The organism is Pseudomonas idahonensis, assembly GCF_037903935.1.
Lineage (GTDB): Bacteria > Pseudomonadota > Gammaproteobacteria > Pseudomonadales > Pseudomonadaceae > Aquipseudomonas > Aquipseudomonas danubii.
In genome coordinates this window covers 4,620,074-4,636,998 of sequence record NZ_CP149586.1, presented here as the reverse complement: position 1 = coordinate 4,636,998, position 16,925 = coordinate 4,620,074, and the positions used below count along the sequence as shown (strand labels likewise).

The window sequence follows — 16,925 nt, the reverse complement described above, 5'->3', positions numbered from 1 at the left end:
CGGCTCCTACGAAAATCCAATACCAATGCGTATGCCGAAGACTGAGGGCGAGACATCAGGTCGATGCTGGCGCCTCGGGCAAAAAAAATCCCCGCACCGGTGACCGGGGCGGGGAGGGGTTCAACCAAGGGGAATCAGAAGCTGTATTTGACGTTGAACATGACGTTGCGCGGGTCGCCGTAGTAGACCGAGTTGTAGGTGCCGATACCGCTGTAGTAGTTGCGGTCGAAGACGTTGTTCAGGTTGACCGTGGCCTTGAGGTTCTGGTTGAAGTCGTAGCTGCTCATCAGGCCCACCACGGCGTAGCTGGCACGGGTGAATTTGTGGCTGGGCAGTTGGTTGTAGGCGGCATCGACGAAGCTGTTGTCGACGAAGGAGGTCGAGCTCTGCCATTGCATGTTGCCGCCTACGGTGACTTTGTTCAGTTCGGCAGGCAGGCGATAGGTGGTGGCTACCTTGAACAAGTGCTGTGGCTGGGTGGTGGCCACGCGCTTGTTCTTGGCGTCGTAGGATTCCTGGTAGACGTAGCCGGCGTTGACGTTCCAGTCCGGCAGCACTTCACCGGCCATTTCCAGTTCGATGCCGTTGGTGGTGGCGCCCTTGATCGCGCGCATGGCCTCGAAGCCGTCAACGCCCATGACGCCGGTATTCTCGCCCAGGTTGTCCTGCTTGAGCTGGAACAGCGCCAGGCTGGCGTTCAGGCGACGGTCGAAGTATTCACCCTTGACCCCCACTTCGTAGCTCTGCCCGGTGAGCGGCTCCAGGGACTTGCCGCTGACGTCCAGGCTGTAGGGCTGTGGCTTGAAGATGTCGGTGTAGCTGGCGTAGACCGTGTGGTAGTCGTCCAGGTCATAGGTGATGCCGGCATAGGGAATGACTTCCCCGGAGTTGGTGGTGGAGATGCGCGGCAGTTGGCGCAGGGCGTTGACCCGATCGATCTGCCAGTCGTAGTCGGTGACCCGGGCACCGAGTATGAAGTTCAGGGCGTCGGTGGGTTTGAGGATCACCGCTGCGTAGGAGACTTTCTGGGTGCTCTTGATGTCGAAGGTCGACCACCAGGCCCAGTCGGTCGGGTAGGGCATGCTGTTGTTCCAGTTCAGCACGTCGTCGATGACTCCAGTGGTGGTGCCGTCGATACGCTTGGAGCGGGTGGTGGCGTGGGAATAGTTGTAGCCCAGCACCAGTTCGTGGGTGCGCCCAAACAGCGCGAACGGACCCTTGGCGTAGGCATCGAAGGACTTCTCGTCGCTGTTGGAGCCGAAGTTGGCCACGCCGCCCGGCGGCAGGTAGCCATAGTCCTGGCTGTTGTCGAGGTTGACGTGCTCGCTGGACATGCCGGCGATGATTTCCCGCGAGGTGTACTTGCGTGTGTTGACCGTCGCCTTGAAGGTCCAGTCGTTGTCGAACTGGTGATCGAGGCCGACAAAGGCGTGCTGGGTTTCCTGGTTGCGGTAGGCGAACTTGTCCGCCGGGTTGGTGGAACGGGAGAACTTGATCCGATTACCGTTCTTGTAGAACACCGGCAAGCTGGTGTTGGTCGTGGCGTCGTTGTTGTTCTTCTGGTAGTCGTAGCCGACGCTGAGGGTGGTGGCGTCGCTCAGGTCGCCTTCGAGAATGCCGTAGAAGACGTTCTGCTCACCTTTCTGATAGTCGATGAAGCTGTTGCGCTTGCCGGTGCCGGCCACCATCCGTCCGCGTATCGCACCGCCTTCCACCAGCGGGCCGGAAACGTCCACTTCGCTGGTGTAGCGGTCCCAGGAACCGGCGCCAGCGGCGACGTGGCCCTGGAATTCCCGGGTGGGGCGCTTGCGCACCATGTTGATCACCCCGGACGGATAGCCGATGCCGTTGACCAGGCCGGTGGCGCCCTTGAGCACTTCGATGCGGTCGTAGATCAGGGTGTTGCCGATGCTGTAGTTGTCGCGGATGTTGCCGCCGTCGGTGCCCAGGCTGGGAATGCCGTCGTACTGGAAGTTCTGGATTTCAAAGCCCCGCGAGTAATACACGTAGCCTTCGGAGCTCTCGCGGTTGACCGTGATCCCGGGGGTCTGCTGCATGACGTGCGCCAGTTCGGTCAACCCTTGGTCATCCATCTGCTGGCGGGTGATGACGCTCACCGACTGCGGCGTTTCACGCAGGGACAGGTCCATGCGCGTGGCCGAGTTGCTTTGCCCGGTGGTGTAGGAACCAGTCCCCTCAGTGGTGCTCCCCAGCCCCTGAGTGGAAATGTTCATGGTCCCCAGCTCCACAGCCCCACTGCTTTGCACCAGGGTCACGGTGTTGCCTTGGCGCTGATAACTCACCCCGGTCCCGCGCAGCAGTTGCGACAGGGCCTGGTCGGGCTGCAAGGCGCCTTTGATCGCCGTGCTGCGCTTGCCCTGGACGCTGTCCTGGTTGTAGAGCACTTGCAGGTCGGCTTGCTGGCCGAATGTCTGCAAGGCGCTGCCCAGTGACTGTGCAGGAATATCGAAATTGGCTTGCTGGGCCTGTACCTGGGCGGCACAGGGCAGCGCCAATACGGCCCCAAGCAGATAGGGACGCAAGCTCGGCCGCAGCGCATGGCGCATGAGCAGGGCTGTTTTCAGGGGGGTGAGTCCAAGAGGTGCTGGCATGTTCATTTGCTCTTATTAAGCGGCAATGGGAATTCGTTTTAAATGTGAATGTTTCTCAAACTTGTTATGAGACGTTCGACTTCCCGAAAACCGGAAAGCCGAGACGAAAAAAATCAAGCCGGTTCGAGTTCGCAACTGACCTTGCCCGCTTCCATGCGCACCAACTGGTCGGCAATGTCGAAATAGCGATCGTCGTGGGAGATGACGATGATGGTCTTGCCCAGGCGTTTGAGGTCCGGCAGCAGCTCGGTGTAGAAAATGCGCCGGAAGGTTGGGTCCTGGTCGGCGGCCCATTCGTCGAACACCAGCACCGGGCGTTCTTCGATCCAGGCGTTGACCAGCGCCAGTCGCTTGCGTTGCCCGGTGGACAGGTCGGTGGTGGTGAAGGCCCCGTCGCGGATGCTCACCTTGTGCCCGATCTCCAGGCGGCGCAGATATTGTTCGGCCTCTTCGGGCAGTTGTTCGCCGCCCTGGACCAGGTCGTCGAACAGGTAGTAGTCGGCAAAGATGGTGGTGAACAGTTGCCGATAGTCGTCGCGGGTCTGGGCGGTGACCGCGTGGCCGTTGAGGCGGATCTCGCCTTCCTGGGGTCGGTACAGGCCCAGCAGCAGCTTGATCAGGGTGGTCTTGCCGCAGCCGTTCTCGCCAACGATGAAGACGATGTCGCCCTGCTTGATTCGTAGGTTCACCGGGCCTAGGGCAAAGGGCGCGCTGCCTTCGACGGCCGGGAAGGCGTAGCGCACATCGTGCAGTTCCAGGCTGTGCACAGTCTGGGCTTGGCTCGCGGTTTCACTGAGCAGCAGGTGCGGTTCGGGGGAGGAGAAGCGCTCGGACAGTTCGGCGATGCGGCGGAAGGCCACCTGGGCGCGGCTGACAATCGGCAGGTTGCCGATCAGCAACTCCAGGGGGCCCTTCATGTACAGCAGCACCAGGACGAAACCGCTCATCACTGCGCGGTCGTTGTTGGGCCAAAAGGACTGCAGGGCCAGGGCCAGGCCGATGACCACGAAAAACAGCATGGAGCCGAAGGTCTTGGCGACGATGAAAATGTTCACCGACTCGATCTGTTTGTTGCAGATGTGCTCGGCGCTGTGCTTGATCCGCTGGTTGAACATGCGGTTGCGGCGAGGCCGGTGGATGCGCAGTTCCTTGGCGCCGTCGGCAATGGCGTTGTAGTGCTTTTGCAGGTTGTCCTCTTCATCCCGGGCGTCCATGAAGCCCTTGATGCCCTTGGTCTGCGCGACAAACTGCACGCTGCAGCCAATCACGATGGCTACCAGCATCAGCAGGAACATCGGCCATGAGAGCAGGGCCAGGTAACCCAGGCAGCCCAGGGTCACGGTCAGGGAAATGGCCAGTGGCGCAAAGGCGAAGGCGAAGTCGCTGATGGTGTCGATGTCGTGGGTCAGTACCGGGATCAGGCGATGGCTGCGATAGCGTTCGATCTGCTCGATGGGCGCGCTGAGGACTTTTTCCCCCAGGTCTTTGCGCAGCTTGCTGATGATGTGCTGGCCGACGTAGTTGCTGCCGATGTCCGACAGAATCGAACACAGCAGCGCCAGCAGGCACAGCCCGGCGAAGGTCAGGACCACGCCGCGACTGAGGCCGTCGGCGCCGTTCAGGGCCTGGTTGATGGTCGCCAACAGGACGGTGATGCTCAGGCCGCCGATGATGCCCAGCACGATCGATACGGCCACGGTGGGCCAGAAAGGTTTGAGCAGGCCCAGCAGGTCACGGATGGCGCTGCGGCTACGCGGAGGGCTGTTCATGATGACTCCTGGTTCAAGCACGGATAAGGGCGGGTGAGAGGCGGTTTGCGTTGAGGCATGGGGGCCGGGGTGCAGCCGTCGGGTTCATCTGGTGCGCTTCCTCTGGAATGGATCGAGATACGGGCAAGGGGCCGGGGTGCACAGCGCGACGCGGCGTGCAGTGCCGTGCGCTTCAATGCCGGGCTTGAGGAGGCTGTCGCGTTCGGGACGGGGCTTGACTCAAGACCGTTGCAGAGAAGACGAAGTGGCGCTGGGGGGATTTAGCGCAGGCCTGGCGTCGCGCCGTGCGTCGGTCGCTGCAGGGAGGCTGCAGCGACCGCTGGATCAGCTCAAAGTGGTCGATCGAAGAAGAACTCGCGTTCCAGGCGCAGCAGAGCGGCTTTCTTGTGGGCCAGTTGAATGTCCTTCAAGTGACCGAAGCCCTGGGACTTGAGGAAGTCGATCTGCCGGTCATGGTCGATGCGCGGTTCGCCAAGGATGCGCTGGGTGCGTGGATCATCCAGGAACATGTAGTGCATCAGCGAATTGAACCAGCCCTTGAGCTTGCCGATGCCCTGGTGCTTGTTCTCGCCCACCACCACGTGCCAGCCGCGGTCGTGGTCCTGCACGTCGTAGTAGGGGGCGATGCGGTCTTCCTTGCACCAGTAGACTTCGAAGTAGGCGAAAGGCTCGTCGTCGTAGCAGCCGATCAACGGATGGACCCGCGGGTCGGCGAGCATGTCTTGCAGATAGGCGGCGTGCTCGTCGAGGCTGCCGGCCTGCTCCCAGAAGAACGCCACCTGCTCCAGGTTCATCCAGCGATTGAAGGCTTGCAGGTCACGGTCTGGATCGATGGTGCGCAGGCTGAACTCGGTGTTGAGCCCCGGCAGTCGACGGCGGTATACCTCGCCCTGGGGCAGTGGCGGGCGTTGTGGGTGACGTTTCTCGCCGCTGAACTGGTAGAAGGGCGCGGTGTGGGCGCTGGCCGGAGCGCTGAGCCAGGGCAGCGGGTGCTGCCAGAAGGTGCTGCGTCGGCACTGTAGCTCCACCTGGTGGGCATCGGCGGCGAGCAAGGTGTCAAAGACCCCCTGGCGGATGGCTGACACGGCAAAGTCACGGCTGGCACGCAGGCGAACCCGCACCTGGGCGGACTTTTTCTTGTAGCAGAAATGCCCGCCCAACAAGGCCAGCAGCGCACTGGCCGGGTAGTTGGGGGCAATCTCGCCGGCGATCTCGATCAGTTCGCCATCGCTGCGAAAGTTCAGTGCCGCGAAGCCCTCGGTGTGCAGGCTGCCCTGGTTCTCTTCGGCGTCATGCACGCTGGCGGTGGAACCGTCGCTCAGCGACAGGGTGAACAAAGCTGCTTTCATGATGTGTCTCCGTCAGGCGATGAGGGGGAAGGTCAAAGGTCGCGGGCAACCCGGAACCCCAGCCAGTCACCACGATCGGTGGGGTAGATGTTGTTGCGGTTGCCTGAGCGGGAAAAAATCGGCGCTTCGGTCCAATCGTTGCCGCGCATCTGCAGGACGCTGCAGTTGGGCTCGGTCCAGGCGCTGCCGTCGGTGGGGGCGCCGACATAGTTTTCATGCCAGCAGTCGGGGGTGAACTCGTAGACATTGCCGTGCATGTCGTAGACGCCGAAGGCGTTGGCGGGGAAGGAGCCGGCTGGTGAGGTGAAGCTGAAGCCGTCTTCCGGGCCGTAGGTGTTGGCGTACTTGGCGATGCTGTACTCCTTGCCCTCGTCGAAAGGGAAGGGGAAGGGGCCGGTACTGCCGGCGCGGGCCGCGTATTCGCGCATGGCTTCGCTGACGATGAAGTAGTGCTGGCCGGTGCGCTTGGACAGCCAGGCGGTGTAGGCCTGGGCTTCGTTGAAGTCCATGCATACCGCCGGTTGGCGCGGACCGACTTCGTAGCGGGGTTTGCCGGCCTTGCATTCGCGGCCAGGGCGCGTGTCGCCGTCGGGCATCTGGTAGCCGGTTTCCTTCAGGTAGGTCGCCCATTCGCCGGCCAGGACCTGGAAGCGTCCGATGGCGAATGGCTTGGCGAAGGTCACTTCATGCATCGGACCTTCGTCCTCCTGGCGGCCGACCTCGTCAGCGGGGGTGCCCATGGTGAAGGTGCCGGCGGGCAGCACCACCATTTCCGGACAGTCCTTGCAGTCCTTGAACACCTTGCCCGGCTGGGGCGAGGCGGCGGCCTGGGCGGCGGTCGGCAGGAACAGGCTCAACAGCAGGGCCAGGGAGAAGCTGGCCAGGGGCGGGCGGAGGGCGGTGCTCAGTGAATGCTGTTTCATCATGACTCTCTTTTTAAAAGTGACGCAGGGCGCAAGGAGGAGCGGTTTCAGACCTTTTTGCGCAGCAGGTCCATGAAGCGATCGATCTGTTGTTCGTCGTTGAGCAGGCCAGGCGCGGTACGGATCACCGGACCGACGTCGCGGTCCACGGCATCGACCACCACCCGATTGGCCATCAGGTAGGCGGCGAATTTGTCGCAGTCCTGATTCTTGATCCGGAAGAAGGTGAAGCCCGCTGACAGCTCGGGGCTCAGGGGGGTGACCAGCTCCACTTGGGGCAGCTCCTGCAGACGTTGCTTGAGGTAGCTGTTGAGGGCGTGGATGCGCGCCTGGACCTGGGCCTTGCCCAATTGCAAATGCAGCTTGAAGGCTTCATCCAGGGCCCAGCGGTGTTCAAAGGCGTGGTAGCCGCCGGGGGTCATGCTGGTGGCGAAATTGTTGTCCTCGGAAAAGGTCGGCACGCTGGGGGTAACGTCCTTGAGCTCCTCGGAACGGGCACAGATGATCCCGGTGCCGCGAGGGCCGAACATCCACTTGTGGGTGCCGGAAATGAAGTAGTCGCAGTGCATGTCGGGGAAGTCCAGGTTGTCCACGCCAAACCCGTGGACCCCATCCACCACATAGATGATTCGGTCTTTGTCGTCGCGGTTGCGGTTGAACTCGTCCACCAACTGGCCGATCTCGCCGATCGGCAGTTTCACGCCGCTGCCCGACTGCACCCAGGTCATGCCCAGGACTCGGGTATTGGGGCGGATACTGCGCTTGATCGAGTCGAGGATTTCATCTTTGGACACCCGGTGCGGGTCCTTGAACAGGCTGATCTTGCGCACCTGGGTGCCTTGCTTGCGCACCCGGTATTCCAGGCTGTACTCGGTGGCGTAGTGTTCGTGCACCGTGGTCAGGATCTCCTGATCGGGCCGCACGTGAAGGCCGCCATAGATCATCGCCAGGCCTTCGCTGGTGCTGCCGGTGAGGGCGATCTGGCCGGGCTTGGCTTGCAGGTAGCGACCCGCCCATCGACGCACCTCGGCCTCGCGTTTCCAGGGTTCCTGCAGGTCCCAGTCCATGGCCAGCCCGGGGTTGCGGTCGATATTGGCGCGATGCCGTTCGATGGCTTCACGCACGGGCCTTGGGTGCGAGGTCACCAGGAAGTTGGAAAAGTGAATGGAGTCCGGGTCCTGGTCGAACAGCAGGCGCAGTTGCGCCCATGGGTCCTTGGGCGTGGGCGCCGGGGCGCTAGCGCTGGTGCCGGACGCGGCCAGGGCGCCGGCGCCCAGAGGCAGGCCGGCGGCGAGGATGCCGGCCTGTTTGAGAAATGTACGGCGATCGGTCATGAGCTCATTTCACTGGTTGGCAAAAGGGGGGATCAGCGATTGGCCAGGGGCTTGGCGGATTTCTGCACCTGCTCCCAGACCCGCAGGAAGTTGCCGCCCCAGAGCTTGGCGATATCTGCTTCGCTGTAGCCGCGCTGCAGCAGTTCGGCGGTGACGTTGCGGCCCTCGCTGACATCCTTCCAGCCGTCCAGGCCGCCGCCGTCGTTGAAGTCCGAACTGATGCCGACGTGGTCGATGCCGATCTTCTTCACGGCGTAATCGATGGCGTCGCCGAAGTCCTTGAGGGTGGCCTTGGGTTCCGCTTCGACAATGCTGTACAGCTCGCCGGCGTATTCGCCGAAACGCTGTTCGGGCCACACGGTGATGATGGCGTCGCCGGGCATCAGGGCCATTTCCAGCCCGGTCAAGGGTTGCAGGTCGAAACGCGCGCGCAGGGCGTTGAGCTTGTCCCGGGTCGCTTGGCTCAGGGGGCGCAGGTAGGTGGGGAAACCGACGATCTGCACCACGCCGTCGCTGTCCTTGATCAGCTGCATTTCCTTGTCGCTGAGGTTGCGCGGGATATCCACCAGGGCCCGGGGCGCCGAGTGCGAAGCGACGAAGGGCGCGCGGCTGAGCTGGCTGACCTGCTCCAGGGCCTTGGTCGACATCTGCGAAACATCGATGATCACCCCCAGGTCGTTGAGCCGGCGCACGGCCTGCCGGCCCAGGTCGGACAGGCCGCCGAGGGCGTCCGGGGTGTCGTTGAAGAACGGCAGCGGGCGCGAGGAGTCGGACCAGGCGTTGTTGCCCACGTAGCTGAAACCGAACATGCGCATGCCCCGGGCCGCCCAGAGATCGAGCTGGTCGAGATCGGTGCCCAGGGGGTAGGCGTTGAGCATGCTGAGGAACACCGCGAACTTGCCTTCACCATTGAGGCGGCGGAACTCTTCCGGGGTGTGGGCAATGGCCACCTGGTTGGGGAAGTCGCGGACCATGCCGGTGAGGATCTTGTAGCGCGCTTCCTGCTCGTTGCGCGCGGCGTCGACAAAGCCCGCCGTGGGACGATGAGGGGCATTTGCGCCGTTCCAGATTTCCGGCCAGCCAAAGATCGCCAGGGCTGCGCCGGACAGGCGCCCGCGTCCGGCCTTGGCTAGGTCGAACTGGCCGCTGCCGTCCTTGTCGGCCTCGTTGCCGGCACTGCCGAAATCGAGGGGCACGGTAATGTGGCTGTCGAAGGAGAGGATGCGCTCCTGCAGTTCTTCTGCCTGCTTCATCACCTTGACCGGGTAGCCCGGGTTGTCCCTGAACCAGTAGTCCCAGGCCAGGAAGCCGGCGCCGGCGCCAATCGCCAGGGCCAGCGGCAGGCCGATGTAAAGAGCCTTCTTCGAACGTGGTTTTGTCATTGCCATCTCAGTCGGTTTCGCCGTCAAGGTGCAGGCACAGGGGCCTTTGCTATCTGGGAAGAACGAGCCAGTGACGAAGAAATTTAAGCCCCCTGCGCGGGCGGTAAATTTCCGTGGGCAATAAACGTTCTAGCTTGGATAAAGCCTGCATCAGGGCTGACACAGGTAGGGCAATGACGATTTCTCGACGAGGGTTCATGGCGGGCTTGGCGCTGACTGGCGCTGCAGTGCCGGCGGCGTTTTATGTGCATCGCGAGTTGACGCGTGAGGAATTCCCGATCACCCCGGGCGAGGCCACAGTGGAGCTGGCGGATACCGCCGGGCAACGCCTGGCGGACCAGTTGCGGGGCATCTGGAGCATTCGCTTTGAAGGTGCCGATGCCGGGCTCGATGGCTTGGGGCGCCAGGACTTGGAAGTGTTTCTCGACATCGCCCAGCGCGGGCGTGGCCTGCGCGGTTACCTGGACACCGCCGAGGGCCTGCGCGGCGCCGCCGAGCCGCGCTACCGGATCGTTGCCGACCTGGTGAACCCGCAGCCGGGTGAAATGTACTGGCGGTTGATTCCTGCCACGGCGGTGGACGGTGCCGCCACTTATGAGTTCAAGATGAGCCTGGATGAAGTCTGGGCCGATTTCGCCAACGCCGGCAGCGGCACCCTGAGCGGCCGGGTCGAGCGCCTGGACCGGCCCCTGGCGCTGCCCGCCTTGGACAACCGCTTTGTCGCCACCAAGCAGATGTTTCCCGAAGCCCGCCAGCGTATCGGCCTGAACCCGACGCTGCAGGCCTGGCTGGTGTCGCCCGAGCATCGGTTGTTCCACCAGCTGTGGCACGCGACCCGGGACAAGTGGCACCGGCTGTCCGAAGAGAAGCGTGACGCCCTGCGCGGCATCGGCTGGCAGCCCGGTCCCCGGGGGCAGGAGCGCGATGCGCGCGGTCCGAAGAAGGATCGCAACGGCTCTGGCATCGATTTCTTCTTCATGCACCGGCACATGCTGGGCACGGCGCGTTCCATGCAGGATTTGCCGTCCTGGCAGCATTTCCCCCTGCCGCAGCCGGAACTGCTGCGTGATCGCCTGGGTTTCGCCCGCTATTTCGACAACCATGACGGCGGTTCCCTGCCGCCGGCGTGGCTGGCTGATGACGATGACGACTACAGCCAGTGGGTCAGCGACATCAAGGCCGGCGAGACCTACCACAGCAACTTCCAGGTCTGGGAGTCGCAGTATCGCAACCCGCGCTACCTGGCGAACCTGACCCTGGGGCAGTTCGGCTCGGAGATTGAACTGGGCCTGCACGACTGGCTGCACATGCGCTGGGCCTCGGTGCCGCGTGATCCTTCCAGCGGTGCACCGGTGCCCATGGCCCGCGATCCGGCGGACTTTTCCCCGCGCTGGTACCAGCCGGAAAACGACTTTCTCGGCGACCCGTTCTCCTCCCATGTCAGCCCGGTGTTCTGGCGTTTCCATGGCTGGATTGACGACCGCCTGGAGGACTGGTTCCGCGCCCACGAGCGTTTCCATCCCGGCGAGCTCAAGCGTCTGGAAGTCAATGGCGTGCCCTGGTTCGCCCCGGGGCGCTGGGTCGAGGCCGGCGATCCCTGGCTGGGGCCGGTGACCCACGGTTGCAGCACTATCCCTGGATTGCAGACCGGCAAGACCGTGGAGATGGACCCGGAAACCATGAAGCTGGCCCTGCGCATCACCTTTATCGAGGATGAAAAGCAGTTGGCCGATCTGCTGCGCAAGGTGCCGCGCCGGCCCTGGTATGCGCGGCATTTGAAGGTCAGGCAGCGGCTGCTGTAGTGGCGCCGGGCTGATCGCGAACTTCGAGTCTGGAGGTCGTTGCTAGGGGTGTTCAGATCGAAAGGGCCACTTCCGCCAGGAAGCTGAACAGTTCTGGGTATCCGGTCTGCTGCCATGCTTGGGTTTCATGATCAAAAAAGCACACCTCTGCCAGGCATTGGTTTTTTTCAATCCGGAATCCGTAGAAGTCGCCGCAGCCGTTCTCTGAAAACAACAGATGACACTTGCCAATCAGTGGGTGTTGTCGATTGATTCTGGCCAGGTTGAAATCGCTGTCTCTGTCCAGTGAGTAGACGATTCCCAAGGCAAAGTAGCCGCCCCCATATTTCTGCAGGAACTGGCTGTACTCGACAGGAAGTTGCAGCGCCAAGTCATTTTGAGTCTCGGTGATGTCCTCCTCGGTGGCGGCGCTGTCCGAAGGGAGCTCAAACCAGATCGGATGGAGGTTCTTCTTGGCATTCAGCAGTTGTTCAAATTCACTGAAGTTCATTGTCCTGGTCTTCTTGAGGGGCGAGGCATCAGGTGTCGGCCAGTGTTTCAGACGCTCCGTGATGGTTCAGGAGCCGAGTTAGCGATGCTATCTCCTGAGCTTTCGGTTTGTTGCTGGTCACGGCCTCGTAGATCTCGTTGAGGACCAGATCCGGGTCCTTGTGGGTGAGCTGTGAGATGACATTCGCCAGGTTTCGATCTGACAGATGTTCATATAGCGCTGCCAGAAGAGGGCGGTAATCGGTTGGGCTGACTCCGTTCGGGAATGCTCTTTTCAGCATCGACAGTACGTCTGCCAGGGAGGCGTCCAGCTCGGTTCCGATGGGCATGGTGGGGGTGTTGCTCGCGTCTGTTGGTGGTCGGACGATTCTAGGTCATCAGCGCCCTGGCCGTCGCTGCGACGATGGCCAGTGGTGATACCGCCGGCCATGCGAGACTTTGGTGATTCATTGATTCCAGCCGCCGCCCAGGGCCTTGTACAGGGCAATGCTCGACTGCAGCCGTGACAGCCGCAGTTGCACGTTCTGATCCTGGGCGGCGTACAGGGTGCGCTGGGTTTCCAGCACGGTCAGCAGGTCTTCGGCGCCGGCCTGGTAGCGGCTCTGGGCAATCTCGAAGGCCCGTTGCGCCTGATTCAACTCCTCGCTCTGCCACTGGCGTTGCTGGTCCAGGCCGCGAATGCTGTTGAGGGCTTTTTCCACATCGGCAAAACCATTGATGATCGCCCCCCGATAGCTTTCCAGCAGTTCTTCTTGGCGGGCCGTGGCTTTGTCCCGTTCGGCGCTCAGGCGTCCGGCGTTGAAGATCGGCGCCACCAGCCCGGCGCCGAGGTTGTAGAAGGGACTGCGCAGCAGATCCGGGGCGTGGCTGGCACCGGAGCCGAGGCTGGCGCTCAGGGTCACGCTGGGCAACATGGCCGCCCGCGCCACTTTGACGTCGGCCTGGGCTGCGGCCAGTTTGGCCTCAGCACTGGCAATGTCCGGGCGCCGGGTCAGCAGGTCGCTGGGGACGCCGGCATTGATGCTCGGCCATTGCAGTTGGGCGAAGTCCTGGTGACCCAGGTTGAGCGCCTGCACCGGTTGCCCGAGCAGGGCGGCGAGGGTGATCCGGGCTTCCTCGGCCTGTTGCTGCGCCAGGGGCAACTGGCGTTGCTGGGCGGCGACCAGGCTGCGTTGCTGGGCCAGTTCCAGGGCGGTGGCCGAGCCCGAGTCGTAGCGGGTCTGCACCAGCTTGAGCACGTTCAGGGCGTTGTCCAGATTCAGCTGGGCGATCCGGCTTTGTTCGCTCAGCGCCAGGGCCTGGGTGTAGCTGTTGGCGACGCCGCTGAGCAGGGTCAGTTCCACGGTGGCCCGGTCGAACTCGCTGGCCTTGACCCCCAGCAGGGCGCTGTCGCGGGCGGCGTGGCGGCCGCCCCAGAAGTCGATCTCGTAGCTGGCGCTGAGGCTGGCGTCGAAATAGTCCACGGCCTGGTTGTCGCTGGTGGCGTCCAACTTGCTGTAGCCCTTGCCGCGCAGCAGTTTCTGCCGGTTGGCGTTGAGCCCGCCCTTGAGCTCGGGCAGCAGTGGCGCGCCGGCGATCACGGCGCTGGCCTGGGCCTGGCGTACCCGCGCCATGGCCGCGGCGAGGTCGAAGCTGCCATCGCGGGCCTGGGCGATCAGGCGGTCCAGGTCCGGGCTGGCGAACTGGCTCCACCATTGCCGGTTGTCGGCCTGGGCGGCGGGGGGGGTGGCTGTTTGCCAGGTGGCGGGTGCGTGCAGGCCGCTGTCCGGGCGCGGTGCGGGGCTGCTGCAGGCGGCCAGCAGGATGCAGGCGGCCAGAAGGCTCAGGGGTGTTTTCATCGATCGATCATTCACTGGTAAGGGCCGTGACCGGGTCGAGCCGGGCAGCTTTGCGGGCCGGCATGAAGCCGAAGATGACGCCGGTGACCAGGGCGCAGCCGAAGGCGCCGAGGACGGCGACCAGGGAGAAGGCGATCGCCACTTCACTGAGGATCAGTACGCCACCGATCAGCAGTGCCAGGGCGATGCCGGTCAGGCCGCCGACCACCGAGAGCATCACCGCTTCGGTGAGGAACTGGCGCAGGATGTCGCGCTGGCGAGCGCCGGTGGCCATGCGGATGCCGATCTCCCGGGTGCGTTCGCGCACGGTCATGAGCATGATGTTCATCACCCCGATACCGCCCACCAGCAGCGAGATCGCGGCAATGGCGCCGAGCATCAGGGACAGGGTGTTCTGGGTGCGGGCCTCGGCCTGGATCATCGCCGCGTTGTTGGTCAGCTCATAGTCGCGCTTGCCGTTGTGCAGGCGCAGCATCAGTTGGTCGATGGCTTGCTCGGCTTCCTTGACCTTGCTGGCGTCCGCCGCGGCGATGGCCACGTACTCTGGATTGCGACTGCCGAACAGGCGGGTGCTGGCGGCGGAGTAGGGCACGGCGATGCGATCGTCGCTGTCCTGGTCGCCGGAGCTGGCGCCTTTGCCCATCAGTACGCCGACCACCTGGAAGGGGGCGTTTTCGATCAGGATGTACTGGCCGATGGGGTTGGCAACGTCCTTGAGCAGTTTTTCCCGGACCTTCTTGCCGATCACCGCGACCGCGGCGCCGGCTCGTTCGTCGGCCTCGGTGAAGTAGCTGCCTTCGACCACCGGCCAGTTGAAAATGTGCGGGAAGTTGGTGTCGTTGCCCCCTACGTAGCTCATGTGATCGGCATTGCCGAAACGCACCACGGCTTCCGATCCATTGACCGGCATGATGCGCTTGACCTGGGGCAGGGTGGCCACGGCGGCGACGTCGTCGAGGCTGATGACGCCTTGCGGTGCGCGCGGGTTGGGCGCGTGTCCGCTGAGGTAAAGGATGTTCGAGCCGAAGGCGCCCATCTGTGCCATCACCTGGCGTTTGCTGCCTTCGCCCACGGCCAGCATCACCACCACCGAAGCGACGCCGATGACGATCCCCAGCAGGGTCAGGGCGGTGCGGAAGCGGTTGATCCACATCACCCGCCAGGCGGCCTGCACTGCTTCCAGCAGCTCGCCTTTCCAGGCGCCGGTGGCTTCGCTGCCGTCGGCCAGGCGCTGGCGCAGGTCCACTGCCTGCAGGGCGCTGGCGTTGGCGCTCTGTTGCACCGACGGGTCGTGGTGGGCGGTGTCGCTGATGATTTCGCCGTCGCGGATTTCGATGATGCGCTTGGCCCGGGCCGCCACTTCACGGTCGTGGGTGATGAGGATCACCACGTGGCCCTGGCTGGCCAGTTCGTCCAGCAGGGCCATGACTTCGGCGCCGCTGTGGCTGTCCAGGGCGCCGGTGGGTTCGTCGGCGAGGATGATGTGGCCGCCGTTCATCAGGGCGCGGGCGATGGACACCCGTTGCTGCTGACCGCCGGACAGTTGATGCGGGCGGTTGCCGCTGCGACTGGCCAGGCCCAGGCGTTCCAGCAGGGCGGCGGCGCGGGCGTGGCGTTCGGCGGTCGGGGTGCCGGCGTAGATGGCCGGCATCTCGACGTTTTCCTGGGCCGAGGCCGAGGGGATCAGGTGGTAGCCCTGGAACACGAAGCCAAAAGCTTCGCGGCGCAGCCAGGCCAGTTCGTCGCTGTCGAGCTGGGCGACGTTCTCTCCGGCAAACAGGTACTCGCCGGACGTCGGACGGTCCAGGCAGCCGAGGATGTTCATCAGGGTCGACTTGCCGGAGCCCGAGGCGCCGACGATGGCGACGAATTCCCCAGCGTGGATCGACAGGTCGATGCCGCGCAGGACATCGACTTGCGGGCTGTCGCCACCGCCATAGGATTTGCGGATGTCTCTGAGGTCGATCAGCGGAGTCTGCATTCAACCCTCGCTGCTGTTGGCCGGGCCGATCAGCAGGTGATCACCTTCGTTCAAGCCGTCGAGGATCTGGATGCGCAGGCGGTCACTGATACCGACCCGGACCTTGCGCTCGTCGATCGAACCGTTCTTGGCCACCACCCGGGCAATCTGCAGGTCCGGCTCAGTACTGCCCTGCAGGGCGGCGATGGGGGCGGTGAGGACATTTTTTGCCTGGTTGGCGACGAAAAACACCTGGGTGGTCATTTCCGCCATCAGCGCGTTGTCGGCGTTGTCCACGTCCAGCAGCACGGTGTAGAGCACCACCCGGCCGCTGCCGCTCTTGCTGGTGCTGGTGGGGCTGCCGCTGCCCTGGCTGGTTTCGTTCAGCGGCTTGGGCGGAATGGGCAGGATCTGCCGCACGGTGCTGGTCCAGCGCCGGTTGCCACCGCTCAGGGTGGTGAAGTAGGCCTGCATGCCGGGTTTGACGTGGCCGATATCGGCTTCCGAGACTTCGGCCCAGACGGTCATGGGCGAGAGTTTGGCGATGCGCAGGATCAGCGGCGTCTGCTGCTGGGCGTTGAGGGTCTGGCCTTCGCGGGCATCCACCGCCACCACGGTGCCGGACATGGGGGCGTAGATGCGCGTATAGCCCAGCTCCGCCTGGTCGCTGCGCAAACTGGCCTGGGCCTGGCGGATCTGCGCCTTGTACATGTCGATGCGTGCCTGGGTGGCCTTGAGTTCGGCCTGTGCGGTCTGTACGTCCTCTTCGCGAGTGGCGCCGCCGGCCGCCAGGTTCTGCTGGCGCTGGTATTTCTGCCGGGCCAGCTGGTTCTGGGCGTACTGCTCCTGCAACTGGGCCTGCAGGTTCTCGATGGCGAAACGGCTGGCGTCGAGCTTGGCCTGTTGGGTGGCGGGGTCGATCTCCACCAGCAATTGTCCTTCCTTGACGGTGTCGCCGGCCTCGACGTGGATCTTGCGGATCTGCCCGGAGGCCTGGGCGCCGACGTCGACATAGCGTCGGGGCTGCAGGGTGCCCAGGGCGGTGACGCTGCTTTCGATATCGCCACGGCTGACTTGCACCGTCGCGAACTGATCGCGTCCAGGGGGAATGAAGGTCCAGGCAGTGATGGCTACAACGGGAATCAAGCAGAGTGCTGCAAGCAGGGCGCGTCGGGTATGTCGGGGACGTTTCATGCAGGGTTCCGGCCAGGGGAAATCGGCCCGTCATCCAGCCGTTGCTGCTTCATGAGGCAAGGCCGGGCGCTGCCGTCGGGGCGGCAGATACGGGGAGCTGTCAGGTAAACGAGAAGCGCGTGGGGGAATTTAACTCCCGACACATGGGGTTACAGCTGCTTGAACACGAAATATCAGCGTATCGCAGCAGCAGTACTTTAAATCTATATGAGAATTACTATAAATTACGTCGCTCCTAAACTGCCATCATTGAATGACTGGATCAGTCCACTT

General features: G+C 63.5%; 12 protein-coding genes. 1 reads left to right on the top strand and 11 read right to left on the bottom strand.

What is annotated here, in order from left to right:
• Positions 1 to 134 precede the first annotated feature (134 nt).
• The 6 genes from WIN67_RS20845 to pvdM all read right to left on the bottom strand — a co-directional run bounded on the left by WIN67_RS20845 (position 135) and on the right by pvdM (position 9,369).
• Positions 135 to 2,612, bottom strand: coding sequence for a TonB-dependent siderophore receptor (locus WIN67_RS20845; protein WP_180988411.1), 2,478 nt, complete (start codon positions 2,610 to 2,612; stop codon positions 135 to 137).
• A 113-nt stretch (positions 2,613 to 2,725) separates the two neighbouring features.
• Positions 2,726 to 4,381, bottom strand: coding sequence for a cyclic peptide export ABC transporter (locus WIN67_RS20840; protein WP_102880142.1), 1,656 nt, complete (start codon positions 4,379 to 4,381; stop codon positions 2,726 to 2,728).
• Positions 4,382 to 4,710: 329 nt separating this feature from the next.
• Complete coding sequence (locus tag WIN67_RS20835; protein ID WP_268561691.1) at positions 4,711 to 5,730, bottom strand: GNAT family N-acetyltransferase; 1,020 nt, start codon at positions 5,728 to 5,730, stop codon at positions 4,711 to 4,713.
• A 32-nt stretch (positions 5,731 to 5,762) separates the two neighbouring features.
• Positions 5,763 to 6,653, bottom strand: coding sequence for a formylglycine-generating enzyme family protein (locus WIN67_RS20830; protein ID WP_268561690.1), 891 nt, complete (start codon positions 6,651 to 6,653; stop codon positions 5,763 to 5,765).
• Between the two features lie 47 nt (positions 6,654 to 6,700).
• Positions 6,701 to 7,987 (bottom strand): aminotransferase class V-fold PLP-dependent enzyme, encoded by a 1,287-nt coding sequence (locus tag WIN67_RS20825; RefSeq protein WP_110653649.1) that lies wholly within the window; start codon positions 7,985 to 7,987, stop codon positions 6,701 to 6,703.
• A gap of 32 nt (positions 7,988 to 8,019) precedes the next feature.
• A complete protein-coding gene (gene pvdM / locus WIN67_RS20820) occupies positions 8,020 to 9,369 on the bottom strand; it encodes a pyoverdine-tailoring dipeptidase-like protein PvdM (RefSeq protein WP_339069981.1) in 1,350 nt (449 codons plus the stop codon).
• Positions 9,370 to 9,542: 173 nt separating this feature from the next.
• Between pvdM and WIN67_RS20815 the strand changes: the two genes are divergently transcribed.
• Positions 9,543 to 11,171: a PvdJ/PvdD/PvdP-like protein gene (locus WIN67_RS20815; RefSeq protein WP_265073490.1), complete on the top strand. Its 1,629-nt coding sequence runs from the start codon at positions 9,543 to 9,545 to the stop codon at positions 11,169 to 11,171.
• Positions 11,172 to 11,223: 52 nt separating this feature from the next.
• On the opposite strand, the gene WIN67_RS20810 is transcribed toward WIN67_RS20815, so the two are convergent.
• The 5 genes from WIN67_RS20810 to WIN67_RS20790 all read right to left on the bottom strand — a co-directional run bounded on the left by WIN67_RS20810 (position 11,224) and on the right by WIN67_RS20790 (position 16,652).
• The gene (locus WIN67_RS20810) at positions 11,224 to 11,661 is read right to left on the bottom strand and encodes an SMI1/KNR4 family protein (protein ID WP_213665704.1); all 438 of its coding nucleotides are present in this window, start codon (positions 11,659 to 11,661) and stop codon (positions 11,224 to 11,226) included.
• Between the two features lie 28 nt (positions 11,662 to 11,689).
• A complete protein-coding gene (locus WIN67_RS20805; RefSeq protein WP_213665703.1) occupies positions 11,690 to 11,989 on the bottom strand; it encodes a DUF3349 domain-containing protein in 300 nt (99 codons plus the stop codon).
• Positions 11,990 to 12,106: 117 nt separating this feature from the next.
• On the bottom strand, positions 12,107 to 13,498 hold the full coding sequence (locus WIN67_RS20800; protein WP_213665702.1) for an efflux transporter outer membrane subunit: 1,392 nt from the start codon (positions 13,496 to 13,498) through the stop codon (positions 12,107 to 12,109).
• Positions 13,499 to 13,505: 7 nt separating this feature from the next.
• Positions 13,506 to 15,479, bottom strand: a complete 1,974-nt coding sequence (locus tag WIN67_RS20795) for a MacB family efflux pump subunit (protein ID WP_110653644.1) — start codon at positions 15,477 to 15,479, stop codon at positions 13,506 to 13,508.
• A complete protein-coding gene (locus WIN67_RS20790; RefSeq protein ID WP_102880152.1) occupies positions 15,480 to 16,652 on the bottom strand; it encodes an efflux RND transporter periplasmic adaptor subunit in 1,173 nt (390 codons plus the stop codon).
• Between the last annotated feature and the right edge of the window lie 273 nt (positions 16,653 to 16,925).

Coding starts and splice junctions, on each gene's coding strand:
- WIN67_RS20825 (WP_110653649.1), bottom strand. CDS start 7,987: ATGACCGATCGCCGTACATTTCTCAAACAGGCCGGCATCCTCGCCGCC.
- WIN67_RS20810 (WP_213665704.1), bottom strand. CDS start 11,661: ATGAACTTCAGTGAATTTGAACAACTGCTGAATGCCAAGAAGAACCTC.
- WIN67_RS20815 (WP_265073490.1), top strand. CDS start 9,543: ATGACGATTTCTCGACGAGGGTTCATGGCGGGCTTGGCGCTGACTGGC.
- WIN67_RS20840 (WP_102880142.1), bottom strand. CDS start 4,381: ATGAACAGCCCTCCGCGTAGCCGCAGCGCCATCCGTGACCTGCTGGGC.
- WIN67_RS20845 (WP_180988411.1), bottom strand. CDS start 2,612: ATGCCAGCACCTCTTGGACTCACCCCCCTGAAAACAGCCCTGCTCATG.
- WIN67_RS20830 (WP_268561690.1), bottom strand. CDS start 6,653: ATGAAACAGCATTCACTGAGCACCGCCCTCCGCCCGCCCCTGGCCAGC.
- WIN67_RS20805 (WP_213665703.1), bottom strand. CDS start 11,989: ATGCCCATCGGAACCGAGCTGGACGCCTCCCTGGCAGACGTACTGTCG.
- WIN67_RS20800 (WP_213665702.1), bottom strand. CDS start 13,498: ATGAAAACACCCCTGAGCCTTCTGGCCGCCTGCATCCTGCTGGCCGCC.
- WIN67_RS20835 (WP_268561691.1), bottom strand. CDS start 5,730: ATGAAAGCAGCTTTGTTCACCCTGTCGCTGAGCGACGGTTCCACCGCC.
- WIN67_RS20790 (WP_102880152.1), bottom strand. CDS start 16,652: ATGAAACGTCCCCGACATACCCGACGCGCCCTGCTTGCAGCACTCTGC.
- pvdM (WP_339069981.1), bottom strand. CDS start 9,369: ATGACAAAACCACGTTCGAAGAAGGCTCTTTACATCGGCCTGCCGCTG.
- WIN67_RS20795 (WP_110653644.1), bottom strand. CDS start 15,479: ATGCAGACTCCGCTGATCGACCTCAGAGACATCCGCAAATCCTATGGC.